This window comes from Achromobacter sp. HZ01 (assembly GCF_003267925.1).
Taxonomy (GTDB): domain Bacteria; phylum Pseudomonadota; class Gammaproteobacteria; order Burkholderiales; family Burkholderiaceae_B; genus Achromobacter; species Achromobacter pulmonis_A.
Genome location: NZ_LWKV01000002.1, coordinates 1,080,554 through 1,096,082, shown reverse-complemented (window position 1 = coordinate 1,096,082; position 15,529 = coordinate 1,080,554). Strand labels below are relative to the sequence as shown.

Below are 15,529 nucleotides of genomic sequence, written 5' to 3'. Positions count from 1 at the left end.
AGCGCGCACTTGTGCACAGCAAGATTGCTCTCGGGGAAAACCCTTTAGAAGCTAGTTTACAATCTTGAAATATTGTACAAGTCATTGTTTTTTCAGGTGAATCGTGGATTTTTGACAGGAATTCACAGGTTCACGAAATCCAGGCTTTTTCCAATTTCCGACCTTGCTCCAGCCTTTTCCCCAAAGTTATCCACAGGCGGGGACAGGCCGGGAGCGCGTCGGGCGGGGTCATCCTCCCTTATGCACAGTCCGATCCTCCATGTCTGAAGCGCAGGCCACCTTGGTTTCCCCGCCTGCCTGGGTGCGGGTGGCGCTGGACGTGCCCCTGCCCGGTCCTTTCGACTACCGCAGCGACGCGCCGGTGACGGTGGGCCTGCGGGTGATCGTGCCGTTCGGCCGCCGCAAGCTCATCGGCGTGGTTGTGGACAACCCGGCCGAGCCGTCCTACGACCCCAAGCAGATACGGCCGATCGAGGCGGTCCTGGACGATCTGCCGCCGTTCGACGAGGCCTGGCTGCGGCTGGCGCGCTTCGCCGCGGATTATTACCAGCGGCCGCTGGGCGAAGTGATGCTGCCCACGTTGCCGCCGCCGCTGCGCAAGCCCACCGCGTACCAGGGCAAGCGCTCGGCCGGCGGGCCGGTGGCCAGGCTGGACGGGCGCAAGCGCAAGGCCGTGCGAGCCCCGGCCGCGGCCGACGAGCCGCCGGCGCTCAACGAGGCCCAGCAGGGCGCGGTCGAGGCCATCGCCGCGCTGGACGGATTCAAGCCGGTGCTGCTGCACGGCGTGACCGGCAGCGGCAAGACCGAGGTGTACCTGCGCGCCGCCGAGCGCGTGCTGGCCGCCGGCCGCCAGGTGCTGCTGATGGTGCCCGAAATCAACCTGACACCGCAGCTCGAGGGCGCGCTGCGCGCGCGCCTGGAGGCGCTGGTGGGGCCGGACGGGCTGGCCGTCATGCACAGCGGCCTGTCCGACGGCGAGCGCCTGCAGGCCTGGACCCGCGCCCAGCGCGGCCAGGCGCGCATGCTGCTGGGCACCCGCATGTCGGTCTTCGCGCCCATGGGCGAGCTGGGCCTGATCGTGGTGGACGAAGAGCACGACGCCTCCTACAAGCAGCAGGACGGCCTGCGCTATTCGGCGCGCGACCTGGCCGTGTGGCGCGCCCACGACCTCGGCATCCCGGTGGTGCTGGGCTCGGCCACGCCGTCGCTGGAGACCTGGCAGCACGCCGAGCGCGGCCGCTACCTGCGCCTGAGCCTGCCGGGCCGGGCGCGCGCCAGCAGCCTGCCGACGGTGCGGCTGGTGGACACGCGGCGGCTGCAGCTCAAGCAAGGCATGTCGCCGCAACTGCTCGACGCCATCGGCCAGCGCCTGGAGCGCAAAGAGCAGTCGCTGATCTTCCTGAACCGTCGTGGTTATTCGCCGGTGCTGCATTGCCAGTCCTGCGCCTGGGTCAGCAATTGCCCGCGCTGCACCGCGTTCACCGTGCTGCACCGCACCGAGGGCCGCGGCCACCGCCTGCAATGCCACCATTGCGGCTATCAGGCCCCGGTGCCGCGCGCCTGCCCCGAATGCGGCGACCAGGACCTGGCGCCGATGGGACGCGGCACCCAGCGCGTGGAGGAACACCTGGCCGAGCTGTTCCCCGAGGCCCGCATCCTGCGCATCGACGCCGACAGCACGCGCAGGAAGGGTAGCGCCGAGGCGCTGTTCGCCTCGGTCCACGCCGGCGAGGTGGACATCCTGGTGGGCACGCAGATGGTGGCCAAGGGCCACGATTTCGCGCGGCTGGGGCTGGTGGGCGTGCTGAACGCCGACTCCATGCTGTTCGCGCACGATTTCCGCGCGCCGGAGCGCCTGTTCGCGCAGCTGATGCAGGTGGCCGGCCGGGCCGGGCGCCACCAGGGCAACGGCGAGGTGCTGATCCAGACCGGCTACCCCGAGCAGCCGGTCTACCAGGCGCTGCTGCGCCACGACTACGCGGGGTTCGCCCGCCACGCGCTGCGCGAGCGCGAAAGCACCGGCCTGCCGCCCTACGTCTACCAGGCGCTGCTGACCGCCGAGGCGCGCGAACTGAAGGTGGCCAAGGATTTCCTGGAACGCGCGCGCGCCCTGCCCGAAGGCGAATGGGCGGCGGATTTTCCGGGCCTGGACGCCATCATGCTGTACGATCCCGTGCCGCTGCGGGTGGTGCGCGTGGCCAATATCGAACGCGCCCAGCTGCTGGTCGAAAGCAGCAGCCGTCCGGCCCTGCAGGCCTTCCTGGCGTCCTGGTCGCACCACCTGCCTTATCTCGCCAACGAGGCGCGCGTGCGCTGGCAGCTGGAAGTCGACCCCCTGGAGATCTGAGGGCCGGGCCATGCGCCCGCCGCCCGATTGTTCTATGATCTTTGTCCTCTTCCGCGCCGGCGTCGCCGCGTCGCGCCGCCCGACCCCACGATCCAAATGTCCGCAAGCGAACCCATAGGCCTAGGCATGAACCCCGCCCAGAGGGAGGCGGTGCTGTACCTGGACGGCCCCTGCCTGGTGCTGGCCGGCGCCGGCAGCGGCAAGACCCGGGTGATCACGCAGAAGATCGCCTACCTGCTGCGCGAATGCGGCTACATGGGCCGCAACGTGGTGGCGCTGACCTTCACCAACAAGGCCGCGCGCGAGATGGACGAGCGCGTCAAGACGCTGGTGGACCGCAAGCTTTCCAAGGGGCTGATCATCAGCACCTTCCACTCGCTGGGCGTGAAGATGCTGCGCGAGGAAGCGCGCAACGCCGGCCTGAAGCCCACGTTCTCCATCCTGGACGCCGACGACGCCATGGCCATCATCCAGGAGCTGCTGGGCACCACCGACAAGGCGCGGCTGCGCCACGTGCAGGGCATCATCTCGCTGTGGAAGAACGCGCTGATGGAGCCGGACGACGCGGCGCGCGAGGCCATCACGCCGGGCGACGTGGAGGCGGCCAACGTGTACCGCAGCTACGCGGCCACGCTGGCGGCCTACCAGGCGGTGGACTTCGACGACCTGATCCGCATCCCGGCCCAGCTGCTGGCCAATAACGAAGAGGTGCGCACCCGCTGGCAGAACCGCGTGCGCTACCTGTTGGTGGACGAATACCAGGACACCAACGTGTGCCAGTACCGCCTGGTGCAGCTGCTGACCGGGCCGCGCGCCATGTTCACGGCGGTGGGCGACGACGACCAGGCCATCTACGCCTGGCGCGGCGCCACCATCGAGAACCTGGCCAAGCTGACGACCGACTATCCCAACATCAAGCTCATCAAGCTGGAGCAGAACTACCGTTCGGTCCAGCGCATCCTGGCCGCTGCCAACCAGGTGATCGAAAAGAATCCCAAGCTGTTCGAAAAAAAGCTGTGGTCCGAGCTGGGCGTGGGCGAGCCGATCCTGGTGTCGGCCATGGACGGCGAGGAGCACGAGGCCGAATCGATCGCGATGAAGGTGTCGGCGGCGCGCTTCGAGCGTCAGGCGCAGTGGAAGGATTTCGCCATCCTGTACCGCAGCAACCACCAGTCGCGCATCCTGGAGCAGGCGCTGCGCAACCTGAAGATTCCGTACACCATCTCCGGCGGCCAGAGCTTTTTCGACAAGGCCGAAGTGCGCGACGTGCTGGCCTATCTGCGGCTGCTGGCCAACGACGATGACGATCCCGCCTTCATCCGCGCGGCCACCACGCCCAAGCGCGGCATCGGCCAGGCCACCCTGCAGGTGCTGGGCCAGTACGCGGCCAGCCGCGAACTGTCGCTGCTGGCGGCGGTGGCCGAGACCGGGCTGGAAAGCCTGCTGGCGCCGCGCCAGCTGGAGCCGCTGCGCACCTTCGCCGAATTCATCCGCCGCATGCAGTGGCGCGCCGGGCGCGGCGCGGCCACGGCCGGGGACGCCGCGCCGGCCGAGCCCGCCGGCGTGATCCTGGACGACCTGCTGGAGGCGATCCAGTACGAACGCCACCTGTACGAACTCTTCGAGGAACGGCCCGCGCAGACGCGCTGGCAGAACGTGCAGGAGCTGACCGGCTGGCTCAAGCGCAAGGCCGAGGAAGACGACATGACGCTGTTCGACCTGGTGCAGCACGTGGCGCTGGTCACCATGCTCGAGCGCGGCGAAGAGGAAGAGCCCGACGCGGTGAAGATGTCCACGCTGCACGCCTCCAAGGGGCTGGAGTATCCGCACGTATACCTGGCCGGCGTCGAAGAAGGCCTGCTGCCGCACCTGGGCAAGGACGACGAGGTCGGCGACCCGGCGCGCGCCGCCGAGAACCTGGCCACCCGCATCCAGGAAGAGCGGCGGCTGATGTACGTGGGCATCACGCGCGCGCAGCGCAGCCTGAACCTGAGCTGGTGCAAGCGCCGCCGCCGCGCGCGCGAGGACCTGGTGCGCGAGCCCTCGCGCTTCATCGAGGAGATGGGCCTGGGCGACGTGCGCATCCAGGAGGACGAGGCCACGGCCGCCATGAACCCGAAAGAGCGCATGGCCATGCTCAAGGCGCTGCTGAAGAAATAGGCCGTCCGGGCGCGCTTGGACAAGCGCGCCGGCTGCTCCTACACTGGACCGCGCGGGGTTGCCCGCCACAGACAAGGAGCGCGCCATGTGCCGTTGGCTAGCCTATACCGGTAGTCCCATCCAGATGGAGAGCGTGCTGTTCAAGGCCCGGCACTCCCTCATCGACCAGAGCCTGCATGCGCGCATGGGCGCGACCACCACCAATGGCGACGGATTCGGCCTGGGCTGGTACGGCCGCGCGCCGGAGCCGCCGTTCCGCTACCGCAGCGTGCATCCGGCCTGGAACGACCGCAACCTGCGCGAGGCGGCGCGCGCCATCCATGCGCCGCTGTTCGTCGCCCACATCCGCGCGGCCACCGACACGCCGGCCCAGGAAACCAACTGCCATCCGTTTCGCCACGGGCAGTGGCTGTTCGTGCACAACGGCGTCATCCGCGATTACCCGCTGCTGCGGCGCGACCTGATGCTGATGATCGCGCCGGCGTATTTCGGCTCGCTGGAAGGCTCCACCGATTCGGAAGTGATGTTCCTGCTGGCGCTCAGCTTCGGTCTGGAGGAAGACCCGGTGCTGGGCCTGGCGCGCATGGTGGGCGCGGTGGAAGAGACCGGCAGGCGGCACGGCGTGGCGCAGCCGATCAACATGACGGTCTGCGCGCTGGACGGCCAGCGCCTGATCGCGGTGCGCTATTCCAGCGAGGGCGATTCGCGCACGCTGTTCCACAACACCTGCGTGCGCCACCTGCGCGAGCTGTACCCCGACAACGCGCAGATCGCGGCCCTGGACGACGATGCCTTCCTGCTGCTGTCCGAGCCCCTGACCGAAATGCCCGGCGCCTGGGAAGAAGTGCCCGAGGCCACGGCCATCATCGCCGGCCGCGGCAGCGTGACCCATCATCCGTTCGCGCCGGTGCCGCCGGGGCGGTAGTGTGCTGTCCCGTAGATGCGTCCGCATGACGAAATTTCTCCTCTTGGCGTCAGGGCTAGGCGCAAACCGCAGCGATACCCGTAGGTATCGCGAGGATTTGCAACGACGCCTTGGCGTCAAGGGGGGAATTTCGTGCGGGCGTATCTACGGGACAGCACACTAGGCGGGCCGCTCAGTGGCCGGTATGCAGGGCCGGGTTCAGCGTGCCCCAGGCGGCGGTGCGCACCAGCGACTCGACCGCGCCGGTCTGCGAGTTGCGGCGAAACAGCAGGCCGTGCTGGCCCGCCAGCGACGTGGCCTTGACCACCGCGCCTTCCGGCGTCAGCACGCGGGTGCCGGCGGTGATGTAGCAGCCGGCCTCGACCACGCAGTCGTCGCCCAGCGAAATGCCGATGCCCGAATTCGCGCCCAGCAGGCAGCGCTTGCCGATGGACACCACCTGTTTGCCGCCGCCGGACATGGTGCCCATGATGGAAGCGCCGCCGCCGATATCGCTGCCGTCGTCGACGATGACGCCGGCGCTGATGCGGCCCTCGACCATCGAGGCGCCCAGCGTGCCGGCGTTGAAATTGCAGAAGCCTTCATGCAGCACCGTGGTGCCGGGCGACAGGTGCGCGCCCAGCCGCACGCGCGCGGTGTCGGCGATGCGCACGCCGCCGGGCACGACGTAGTCGGTCATGCGCGGAATCTTGTCCACGCCGCGGATCTCCAGCACCTGCCCCGAGGCGCGCAGGTGCCAGCGCAGCGCGTCGACCTGGTCGACCGCGCAGGGGCCGGCCGAGGTCCAGGCCACGTTGGACAGCACGTTGAACAGGCCGTCGAGGTTGGCGTCATGCGGGCGGATCAGCCGGTGGCTGAGCAGGTGCAGGCGCAGATAGGCGTCGTGCGCGTCGACCGGCGGCTCGTCCAGCGAGGCGATGGCGGTGCGCACGGCCACGATGTCCACCTTGCGGCGGGTGTCGCGCACCAGCGCCGTGGGCACGTGTTCGCCAAGGGCGGCGCGCGCCTCTTCGGGGCTGAGGTGGCGGGTGCCGGTGGCGGGCGCGCCTTCGGCCAGCGAGGGGCGGGGATACCAGGTGTCCAGGATGCTGCCGTCGGCGGCCAGCGTGGCGACGCCATAGGCGATGGCGCTGAGGGGCGTGTGGGAGTCGGACATGATCAGAAGGGCGGGGCGCGGTCTCGGGGGGTAAATTCTAGGACAAAACGCCCGCGTCCCCCGAGGCCGCGCGCGCCCTCTCAGACCAGTTCTTTGAGCAGCAGCTGCCAGAACTTCTGGCGTTGTTCCAGCGTCGAGACCAGCACGTATTCGTTCAGGGTATGCGCGCCGTCGCCGTCGGCGCCCAGGCCGTCGAGCGTGGGGATGCCCATGGCGGAGGTGAAGTTGGCGTCGCTGCCGCCGCCGGTCATGGGGGCGTCTTCCAGCAGGAAGCCGGCGCGCTCGGCGTAGCCCTGCACCAGCGCCAGCAGTTGGGCCGCGGCCTCGGTCTTGACCATCGGCGGGCGGTTCAGCTCCACGTCGATGTCCAGCTCCACGTCCGGGCCCACCGCGCACAGTTCGCGCATGCGGCGCAGCACGTCCTCGGCGGCGCCCATGTCGGGCACGCGGAAGTCCACCACGCAGCGGCACTGCGCCGGCACGGTGTTGGTCACGGTGCCGCCGGCGATGGTGCCCACGCTGACGGTGATGCCGCGCTCATAATCGGTCATGGCTTCCAGCGCCAGCACCTGGTGCGCCATTTCGCGGATGGCGCTGCGGCCCTTGTCGTGGTTCATGCCGGCGTGCGCCGGACGGCCCTTGACGTTCAGGTTGAGCATGCCGGTGCCCTTGCGCGCCGTGACGCACTTGCCGCCGTTGGCGCGGGCCGGCTCGCACACCAGCGCGTACTTGGCGTTGGCGGCGAAGCGCTCGATGTGCGGGCGCGAGGCATGGCTGCCGGTTTCCTCGTCCGGCACCACCAGCATGTCCACGGGCAGCCGGGTCGCGTCGGGCTGCGCCAGGCCGGCCAGGGCCGACAGCGCCAGGTAGATGCCGGCCTTCATGTCGTAGCCGCCGGGGCCGTAGAGGCGGTCGCCCTCGATGCGCACCGGGTTCTCCAGCAGCGTGCCGACCGGGTGGACGGTGTCCATGTGGGCCAGGATCAGGATGCCGGGGCGGCTGTCGCCGGGGGCGCGGTTGGTGACGTACAGCAGCGGGCCGGTGGCCGGGCCCAGGGACGACAGCTCCACCGTCAGGCCGGCGGCCGCGGCGTAGTCGGCGATGATGCGCGCCATCGCGGCGATGCCTTCGGGAAAATTCGAGGGCGATTCGCATTGCAGCCAGCTCTGGATGCCGGCGACGATCTGTTCGGTGCTGGGGGTGGTGGACATGGCGGTATCGGATTCGGGCTAAGGGAAAGGGAAGGCGCTCAGGCGACCTGCTGGCCGGCCAGGCGGGCCAGTTCGGCGGCGTCGGGCATGCAGCCGTCGAACCACAGGCTGGCGCACACCGCGGACATGGCGCGGCCGTCGTGGCCGATGCCGGGCACGACCTGCAGCTTCCAGCCGAACGGCACGCCGCGGCGCTCGGCTTCCTTGCGGCCGAACTCGTAGTAGTTCTGCGCGCGCGCGAAACGGTGCGGTCCCTGGCGCATGGCGGCCGGCTCGGACGGCAGGTTGGGGTCGTCGGTGGCGATGTCCTGGTCGCCGGCCAGGATGGTCATGGGATAGGCCAGCAGCTTCACCAGGTGCGCTTCGGTCAGGCCGACGCCGTCCATGCCTTCGGGGAAGGGATGGTCGAAGGTGGGCAGGGTGTACCAGCCCGGGTTGCCGGCGGTCACGGCCTTGAACGGCGCGTGCGACTGGCTGCTCATCAGGCGGTGCACGAACTGGCCGCCCGCCGAATGGCCGAACAGGTAGACGTTCTGGCCGTCGGTGATCTCGGCGGCGATCAGGTCCTTGATGACGTTGCCGACCAGCGCATAGGTCCAGCCGTCGACGTGGCGCGGATTGCCGCCGGCCGAGAACACGCGGCCGTTGTTGTAGCTTTCCACGCCGGGCCAGATCTCGTTGGAGAAGGTCGGCGCCACGATCAGCAGCTTGTGCTTGTCGGCGGCGGGTACCCAGAAGTCGCGGTATTCGTCGCCGTTGCGCAGCACGCCGTGCTGCACGATGACCACCGGCCGGTCCGGCGTGTAGCCGTAGGGGCGGTAGGTCTGCAGCTTGAACGGACGGTCGGCGTTGCGGTCCTCGTCCACGTACTGGATGGCGTTGCGGCCGGCATGGCCCAGTTCGATGGCGATGCGGTCGACGTTGGACATTTCGGAAGGTTTCATCAGGCGTGCGCCTCATTCAGGTGGCAGGCCGACCAGTGGCCCGCCGAGATTTCTTTCAGTTCCGGCGCCTGTTCGCGGCAGCGCGGCATGGCGTGGGGGCAGCGGGGATTGAAGGTGCAGCCCGGCGGCGGATTCAGGGGCGAGGGGATCTCGCCCTTGATCGGGGTGAACTTGCGGCCGCGGCGGCCCACGTCCGGCACTTCGGCCATCAGGGCCTGGGTGTACGGGTGGTTGGCGCGCGCGAAGATCTCGGCCGAGGTGGAGATTTCCACGATCTTGCCCAGGTACATGATGGCCACGCGGTCGGAGATGTGCTTGACCACGCCCAGGTCATGGCTGATGAACAGGTACGTGAAACCGTGCTGTTCGCGCAGATCCATGAACAGGTTGATGACCTGGGCCTGGATGGACACGTCCAGCGCGGCCACCGGTTCGTCGCAGACCAGGAACTTGGGCGCCACCATCAGCGCGCGGGCGATGCCGATGCGCTGGCGCTGGCCGCCGGAGATCTGGTGCGGGAAGCGGTCGCGGTATTCGGCGTCCAGGCCCACTTCGGCGAGCGCGCGGTCGATGCGCGCCGGAATCTCGGCGGCCGGCGCCAGCTTGTGGACCTTGAGCGCTTCGCCCAGGATCTGGCGCAGGCGCTGGCGCGGATTGAGCGAGGCCTGCGGGTCCTGGAAGATCATCTGCACGCCCAGCGTATAGGCGAGCTTGTCCGCGCCGCGCAAGCGGTTGGCGTCGCGGCCCTGGTACAGCAGTTCGCCTTCGGTCTGGCGGTGCAGGCCGGCCACGACGCGGCCCAGCGTGGACTTGCCGCAACCGGATTCGCCGACCAGGCCCAGCACTTCGCCGCGCCTGATCGACAGGTCCACGCCGTTGACCGCGTAGACGGTGCGGCGGTCGATGGGGCGGCCGGCCACGGCCAGGATGCGCTGGGCCAGGTCGGGACGCTGCTCGAATCGCTTATGGACGTTCTTGAGCTCGATGACGGGAGTATCGGCTTGGCTCATACGGACTGGGCCTCGCGGGCAATTGGCGCATAGCAGCGGTAGCTGCGCGGGCCTTCGGTGGTGACGGTGGGCGCTTGCTCGGTGCAGCGCGTGACGGCGCTGGTGCAGCGCGGACGGAACGGACAGCCCGAGGGGCGGCCGGCCAGGCTGGGGGCCATGCCGTCGATCTGGTGCAGGCGCGCGCCGGGCCGGGTGGCGCCGGGCATGGAGTCGAGCAGGCCCTTGGTATAGGGGTGGCGCGGGGCGTCCAGCACCTGCTCGACCGGGCCGCTTTCGACGATGCGGCCGGCATACATCACGGCCACGCGGTCGGCCAGCTCGGCCACCACGCCCAGGTCGTGGGTGATCCAGATCAGCGCCGTGTCGTGCTCGCGGCAGATCTCCTGCATGCGGTAGAGGATCTGGCCCTGGATGGTGACGTCCAGCGCCGTGGTCGGCTCGTCGCAGATGATCAGGTCGGGCTTGTTCAGCATCGCGATGGCGATCGCCACGCGCTGGCGCATGCCGCCCGAGAATTCGTGCGGATAGCTCTTCAGGCGCTTTTCCGGCGAGGGGATGCCCACCATCGCCAGCGCCTCGCGGCAGCGCTCCTCGGCCTCGGCGCGCGAGACGTTCTCGTGCGTGAGGATGGCCTCCATCATCTGCTCGCCGATGCGCAGCACCGGGTTGAGCGTCATCAGCGGGTCCTGGAAGATCATGGCGATGCGGTTGCCGCGCAACTGGCGCATCTGTTCTTCGGAGAGCTTGCGCAGGTCGGTGCCCTTGAACTTCACTTCGCCGTCCACCACTTCGCCGGGCGGGTCGATCAGGCCCAGCAGCGAAAAGCCGGTGACGGATTTGCCGGAGCCGGACTCGCCGACCAGGCCGACGATCTCGCCGCGGCGCACGGTCAGGTCGACGCCGTCGACCGCCAGCCAGGCGCCGGCCTCGGTATGGAATGCGGTGCGCAGGCCGCGCACCTCCAGTAGGGTTTCGCTCATTTCAGATTTCCATTGCGCGGGCATTGCCCAGCGGGGCCGCGCGGAGCCGGCTTTGCCGGTCCGCAGCGGCGCCCCCTTGAGGGGGAAGCGCGCAGCGCTTCGGGGGTGGGCTGTTCATGCTCGTCGCGGGTCCAGGGCTTCGCGCAGGCGGTCGCCCACGATGTTGATGGAAAGAATCAGCAGCAGCAGGGCGATGCCCGGGAACAGGCTGATCCAGTAGTCGCCCGACAGCAGGTACTGGAAGCCGTTGGAGATCAACAGGCCCAGCGAGGGTTCGGTGATCGGCACGCCCACGCCCAGGAACGACAGCGTCGCTTCCAGCGCGATGGCGGTGGCGATCTGGATGGTGGCGAACACCATCACGGGGCCCAGGCAGTTGGGCAGCAAATGGAACAGCATGATGCGCCAGGCCGGAAAGCCCAGGTTGGCGGCCGCTTCCACGTATTCCTTGCGGCGTTCCTGCAGCGCGCGGCCGCGCATGATGCGCGCGTAGTGGCCCCACTGCACCAGCACCAGGGCGAGGATCACCTTGTCCACCCCGCGCCCCAGCACCACCAGCAGCACCAGCGCCACCAGGATGGTGGGAAAGCCCAGGATGAAGTCCACGATGCGCATCAGCACGGTGTCGACCAGGCCGCCGATGTAGGCGGCCACCAGGCCGACCGCGCCGCCGACCGCGGTGGCCAGCACCACGGCGGACAGGCCCACCATCAGGCTGATGCGCAGGCCATACAGGATGGCGCTGAGCATGTCGCGGCCCTGGTCGTCGGTGCCGAGCCAGGCGATGCTGCCGTCCATCAGCGCCTGGCGCGGCGCCAGGCGGCCGTCCATGAGCGACAGGTTGGCCAGGTCGTAAGGGTTCTGCGGCGCGAAGTAGGGCGCGAAGACCACCAGGACGATCAGGATGGCCAGCGCGATGACGGAGCCGCGCACCGTCGGGCGCGCGTGCAGTTTCTTGAGGATGGCGGCGCGCCGGGGCGTCTCGGCCAGGGGCTGGACGGTGCGGGTGCGGCCGGGATTGGGAATTTGAGCCATGGCGGATTATTGAGCGGGAGTCACGAGCTGCACGCGCGGGTCGAGCGTGGCGTACAGGATGTCCACAACCAGGTTGATGATCACGAAGATCAGGGTGACCAGCATCACGTAGGCCACCACGACCGGGCGGTCGAGCTGGTAGACGCTGTCGATGAGCAGCTTGCCCATGCCCGGCCATGCGAACACGGTCTCGGTGATGGTGGAGTAGGCGATGAGGGTGCCAAACTCCATGCCGATCACGGTGACCACGGGGATCAGGATGTTGCGCAGGATGTGGCGGCGCACGATGCGGCCGGGCTTGACGCCCTTGGCGCGGGCGAACTTCACGTAGTCCTGGCTGCGCGCCTCGACCACGCCGGAGGCCGTCAGGCGCAGCACCAGCGCGATGTTGGCCAGCGCCAGGTTGATGGCCGGCATGATCAGGTGCGACCAGCCGTCGGCGGTCAGGATCGACAGCGGCACGCCCAGCACGCTGACCGTGTCGCCGCGGCCCGTGGCCGGCAGCCAGCCCAGCCACACCGCGAACAGCAGGATCAGCATCATGCCCTGCCAGAAGTTGGGCAGCGAAAAGCCCAGCACCGACGAGGCCATGATGCCGCGGCCCAGCGGCTGGTCGCGGTACAGGCCCGCGACCAGGCCCAGCGGAATGCCGAACACGCAGGTCAGCAGGATGGCCACGACCACCAGTTCGAAGGTGGCAGGGATGCGCTGCACGATCAGCTCGATGGCGGGGATGCCGTGCACGAAGGACGTGCCCAGGTCGCCGTGCAGCGCGCGCCATAGAAAGCCCGTGTATTGCTGCCACACCGGCAGGTCCAGGCCGAGGCGGGCGATCATCGCCTCGCGCGCGGCCTGGCTGGCTTCGGGGCTGACCAGCAGCTCGATCGGATCGCCCACCGCGTAGACCGCGAAGAAGACCACGACCGACACGGCCAGCAGCACGAACAGACTCTGGATCAGTCTGCGTAGGATGAAGAGGGCCACTTGATGATTTCCTTGGTGGGCTCGGGGTTGGGGGTGTAGACCTTATTTGTTGGCGGGCCTGGCCGACATGGCCAGCGTGTATTGGTCGGCCCGGCCTTCGTAGGTCAGGCCCTTGCGGAACGCCCAGATGCTGCTTTCGAAATGCAGGGGGATGCTGGGCAGGTCGGCCAGCGCCAGGGTCAGCGACTGCTGCAGCAGTTTTTCGCGCGCGGCCGGGTCCACGGTGACCAGGGCGCGCTTGAACACGCCGTCGAACTCGGGGTTGTCATAGCCGCCGTAGTTGCTGGTGCCCAGGCCGTGTTCCTTGTCGTACTTGCTGACCCAGTACTGCAGGAAGGACGAGGCTTCGCCGGTTTCGGACGACCAGCCGCCCATGGCGAAGCTGAACTCGCGCTTGGCGCGCTTGGGGAAGTAGACCGAGCGCGTCATGGTGTCCACGGTGGTCTTGATGCCCACGCGCGACAGGTATTGCGCCACCGCCTGCGTGACCTGCGCGTCGTTGATGTAGCGGTCGTTGGTGGACGAGACGGTCAGCTCGAAGCCGTCCGGGTAGCCGGCCTCGGCCAGCAGCTTCCTGGCGGCGGCCGGGTCGTACTTGAGCTCGGGCGGATTGGGCAGCGTGCCGAACATGCCGTCGGGCAGGAACTGGTTGGCCGGCGTGGCGGCGCCGTCCATGATGCGGGCGGCGATGGTCTTGCGGTCGATGGCCAGCGAAATCGCGCGGCGCACGCGCACGTCCTGCAGGGGATTCTTGCCGTTGGCGGCCTTGACCAGCGGACTGGGATCGCGGCCCACGTCGGGCTGGAAGTACACCACGCGCACCGAGGGGGTGATGACGTGGCCGAAGCCCGGGGTCTCGGAGATGCGCTTCACGTCGCGCGCGGCGGGGTTTTCGATCAGGTCGAAGTCGCCCGCCAGCAGGCCGGTCAGGCGCGGGCCGGCGGCCGGCACCGGCACCAGCTTCACGTCCTTCCATGCCGGCTTGTCGCCCCAGTAGGCGTCGTTGCGCGTCAGCTCGATGCCGGTGCCCTTGACGTAGCTTTTCAGGGTGTACGGCCCGGTGCCGATCACCGAGCGGCCGGTATTGAAGTCGGCCACGGTGGGCCAGGCGCCGGTGACGCCGCACTTGTTCTTCAGGTCGAAGGTGATGGGGCCGTGTTCGGCGATGCCGTTCCACAGCATGCCCATGCGGGTCAGGTCGTTGGGCAGCAGCGGATAGGGCTGGCGCGTCCTGATCACCAGGGTATTGCCGTCGCGCACCTGCACGTCGGCGAACTTCTGCACGATGGACGGATACGAGCTGCTGATGGACTGCTCGTTGTTGACCACGCGGCAGAAGGTGAAGAGCACGTCCTGCGCCGTGAACGGCTGGCCGTTGGAGAACTTGACGCCCTCGCGCAGCGTGAATTCCCAGGTCGTGTCGTCCACCGGCTTCCAGGCCGTGGCCAGGCGCGGGATCAGGTTCATCTTGGCGTCCTGCCCCACCAGCGTCTCGAACATGTGCGAGGTCATCGCGTCGTTCGGCGTGGCCTGGTGATAGTGCGGGTCCATCGAGGTCGGCTCGGACGAAAGGCCGATCCTGAGGACGCCGGCGTCCTGGGCCAGCGCCGGCGCACAGGCGGCCAGCGTACAGGCGGCGATGAGGCTGCGGTAGTAGGTCTGGGCGGGCATGGTTTTTTTCCCCTTTGCTGTCTCGGATGTTATGTGGCGGCGCGGCGCGCCGGACGCGTCAGGCGATGGGCTGCGCCAGCCGCACCACGGTCACGCCGGGCCGCAGGTTGGCGGTCGAGGGCATGATCAGCACGCAATCGTCATAGGGCGTGACCACCGGCTCGCCTTCGGACCAGCCGATCAGCGTGCCGGCCTTGGCCAGCGTCTCCAGGCCCTTCCAGGGCTGGGCGAAGCGGAAATCCGCGCTCTTGGCGGCGATGGCGTGGGTGACGCGCAGCGCGCGCTGCGCCGGCGCGTCAGGGGCGAACCAGGAGGCGGGCAGGTCGCCGCGGTCCACGGCGCCGGCCGCCGCCAGGAAGCGCGCCATCTGGTCGACGGCCACGTCGCGCGCCTCGGGCGCGCCGTGAAAGCCGCATTCGATCAGCAGCGAGCGGGTGCCGTTCTCACCGGCCGCACCGAAGCGGCCGTAGTCGCGCATGCGCACGCCGGCGGCGTGGCCGGCGTCGGCGATGATGGTGCCGGGATTGCCCAGTTCCAGCGCCAGGTCGATATTGCGCTGCTGCATGCCGGTCAGCTGCAGCGGCACGTCGGAATTGCTCATCGAGTGGAAGTCCAGCAGCCAGTCGGCCCGCTCCACCCAGGGCCGCAGTTCGGCGGCGCGGCGCCGTTCCTGGCTGCTGGGCGTGTCGAGCTTGTCGCCGCTCCAGACCCGGTTCATGTCTTCGTCGACGAAGCGGGCCGGGGCATAGTTGGCGGGATCGAAGCGGTCGAAGGCCGCCAGGTTGCAGAACGCCAGCGTCAGCGAGCCGCGGCGCGGCCGCAGGCCGGCGGCCAGCGCCTCTTTCAGCGCCCAGGCGCCGCACAGTTCGTTGCCGTGGATCAGCGCGCTGAGCATCACATGCCGGCCCGGCGCGCCCGAATCGAAATGCCAGACGCCCGGCGTGTCCGTGTTGCCCGACCGCTCTGCGGACAGGTCCGGACAGGCAAGTAGAAATGGGCGCGGAACAGACGCGGCGGCGGGCGTAGGCATGGGGACTCCGATGAAGCGACGGGATTGTATAGGCGATGGCGCGGACGTTGACGGCTAGGCGCCGGAAATGGCCGCG

At 68.9% G+C, this 15,529-nt stretch carries 12 protein-coding genes; 3 read left to right on the top strand and 9 right to left on the bottom strand.

Annotation, left to right across the window (positions count from 1 at the left end; translation table 11 throughout):
* Window positions 1-259: 259 nt before the first annotated feature.
* From A6B37_RS14045 to A6B37_RS14035, 3 genes are all read left to right on the top strand, one after another.
* Window positions 260-2,347 (top strand): primosomal protein N', encoded by a 2,088-nt coding sequence (locus tag A6B37_RS14045; RefSeq protein WP_111826094.1) that lies wholly within the window; start codon window positions 260-262, stop codon window positions 2,345-2,347.
* 96 nt (window positions 2,348-2,443) lie between these two features.
* A complete protein-coding gene (locus A6B37_RS14040) occupies window positions 2,444-4,507 on the top strand; it encodes a UvrD-helicase domain-containing protein (protein ID WP_102773207.1) in 2,064 nt (687 codons plus the stop codon).
* Window positions 4,508-4,592: 85 nt separating this feature from the next.
* Entirely contained in the window at window positions 4,593-5,432 is an 840-nt protein-coding gene (locus A6B37_RS14035; RefSeq protein ID WP_102773208.1) for a class II glutamine amidotransferase, read from the top strand.
* A 172-nt stretch (window positions 5,433-5,604) separates the two neighbouring features.
* On the opposite strand, the gene dapD is transcribed toward A6B37_RS14035, so the two are convergent.
* The 9 genes from dapD to A6B37_RS13990 form a co-directional block, all read right to left on the bottom strand.
* On the bottom strand, window positions 5,605-6,588 hold the full coding sequence (dapD, locus tag A6B37_RS14030) for a 2,3,4,5-tetrahydropyridine-2,6-dicarboxylate N-succinyltransferase (RefSeq protein ID WP_111826093.1): 984 nt from the start codon (window positions 6,586-6,588) through the stop codon (window positions 5,605-5,607).
* 80 nt (window positions 6,589-6,668) lie between these two features.
* Complete coding sequence (locus A6B37_RS14025) at window positions 6,669-7,799, bottom strand: M20 family metallopeptidase (RefSeq protein ID WP_111826092.1); 1,131 nt, start codon at window positions 7,797-7,799, stop codon at window positions 6,669-6,671.
* 38 nt (window positions 7,800-7,837) lie between these two features.
* Window positions 7,838-8,743 (bottom strand): prolyl oligopeptidase family serine peptidase, encoded by a 906-nt coding sequence (locus A6B37_RS14020; RefSeq protein WP_111826091.1) that lies wholly within the window; start codon window positions 8,741-8,743, stop codon window positions 7,838-7,840.
* Complete coding sequence (locus tag A6B37_RS14015) at window positions 8,743-9,753, bottom strand: oligopeptide/dipeptide ABC transporter ATP-binding protein (RefSeq protein WP_102773212.1); 1,011 nt, start codon at window positions 9,751-9,753, stop codon at window positions 8,743-8,745. Before A6B37_RS14015 ends, A6B37_RS14020 begins: the two co-directional genes overlap by 1 nt.
* Window positions 9,750-10,733, bottom strand: coding sequence for an ABC transporter ATP-binding protein (locus A6B37_RS14010; RefSeq protein ID WP_102773213.1), 984 nt, complete (start codon window positions 10,731-10,733; stop codon window positions 9,750-9,752). The genes A6B37_RS14015 and A6B37_RS14010 overlap by 4 nt, the downstream gene beginning before the upstream one ends.
* A 114-nt stretch (window positions 10,734-10,847) precedes the next feature.
* Window positions 10,848-11,768, bottom strand: a complete 921-nt coding sequence (locus tag A6B37_RS14005) for an ABC transporter permease (protein ID WP_102773214.1) — start codon at window positions 11,766-11,768, stop codon at window positions 10,848-10,850.
* A 6-nt stretch (window positions 11,769-11,774) separates the two neighbouring features.
* Window positions 11,775-12,752: an ABC transporter permease gene (locus A6B37_RS14000; protein WP_102773215.1), complete on the bottom strand. Its 978-nt coding sequence runs from the start codon at window positions 12,750-12,752 to the stop codon at window positions 11,775-11,777.
* 42 nt (window positions 12,753-12,794) lie between these two features.
* Window positions 12,795-14,423: an ABC transporter substrate-binding protein gene (locus tag A6B37_RS13995; RefSeq protein WP_111826090.1), complete on the bottom strand. Its 1,629-nt coding sequence runs from the start codon at window positions 14,421-14,423 to the stop codon at window positions 12,795-12,797.
* A 58-nt stretch (window positions 14,424-14,481) separates the two neighbouring features.
* Window positions 14,482-15,453 (bottom strand): succinylglutamate desuccinylase/aspartoacylase family protein, encoded by a 972-nt coding sequence (locus tag A6B37_RS13990; RefSeq protein WP_111826089.1) that lies wholly within the window; start codon window positions 15,451-15,453, stop codon window positions 14,482-14,484.
* Window positions 15,454-15,529: the final 76 nt, after the last annotated feature.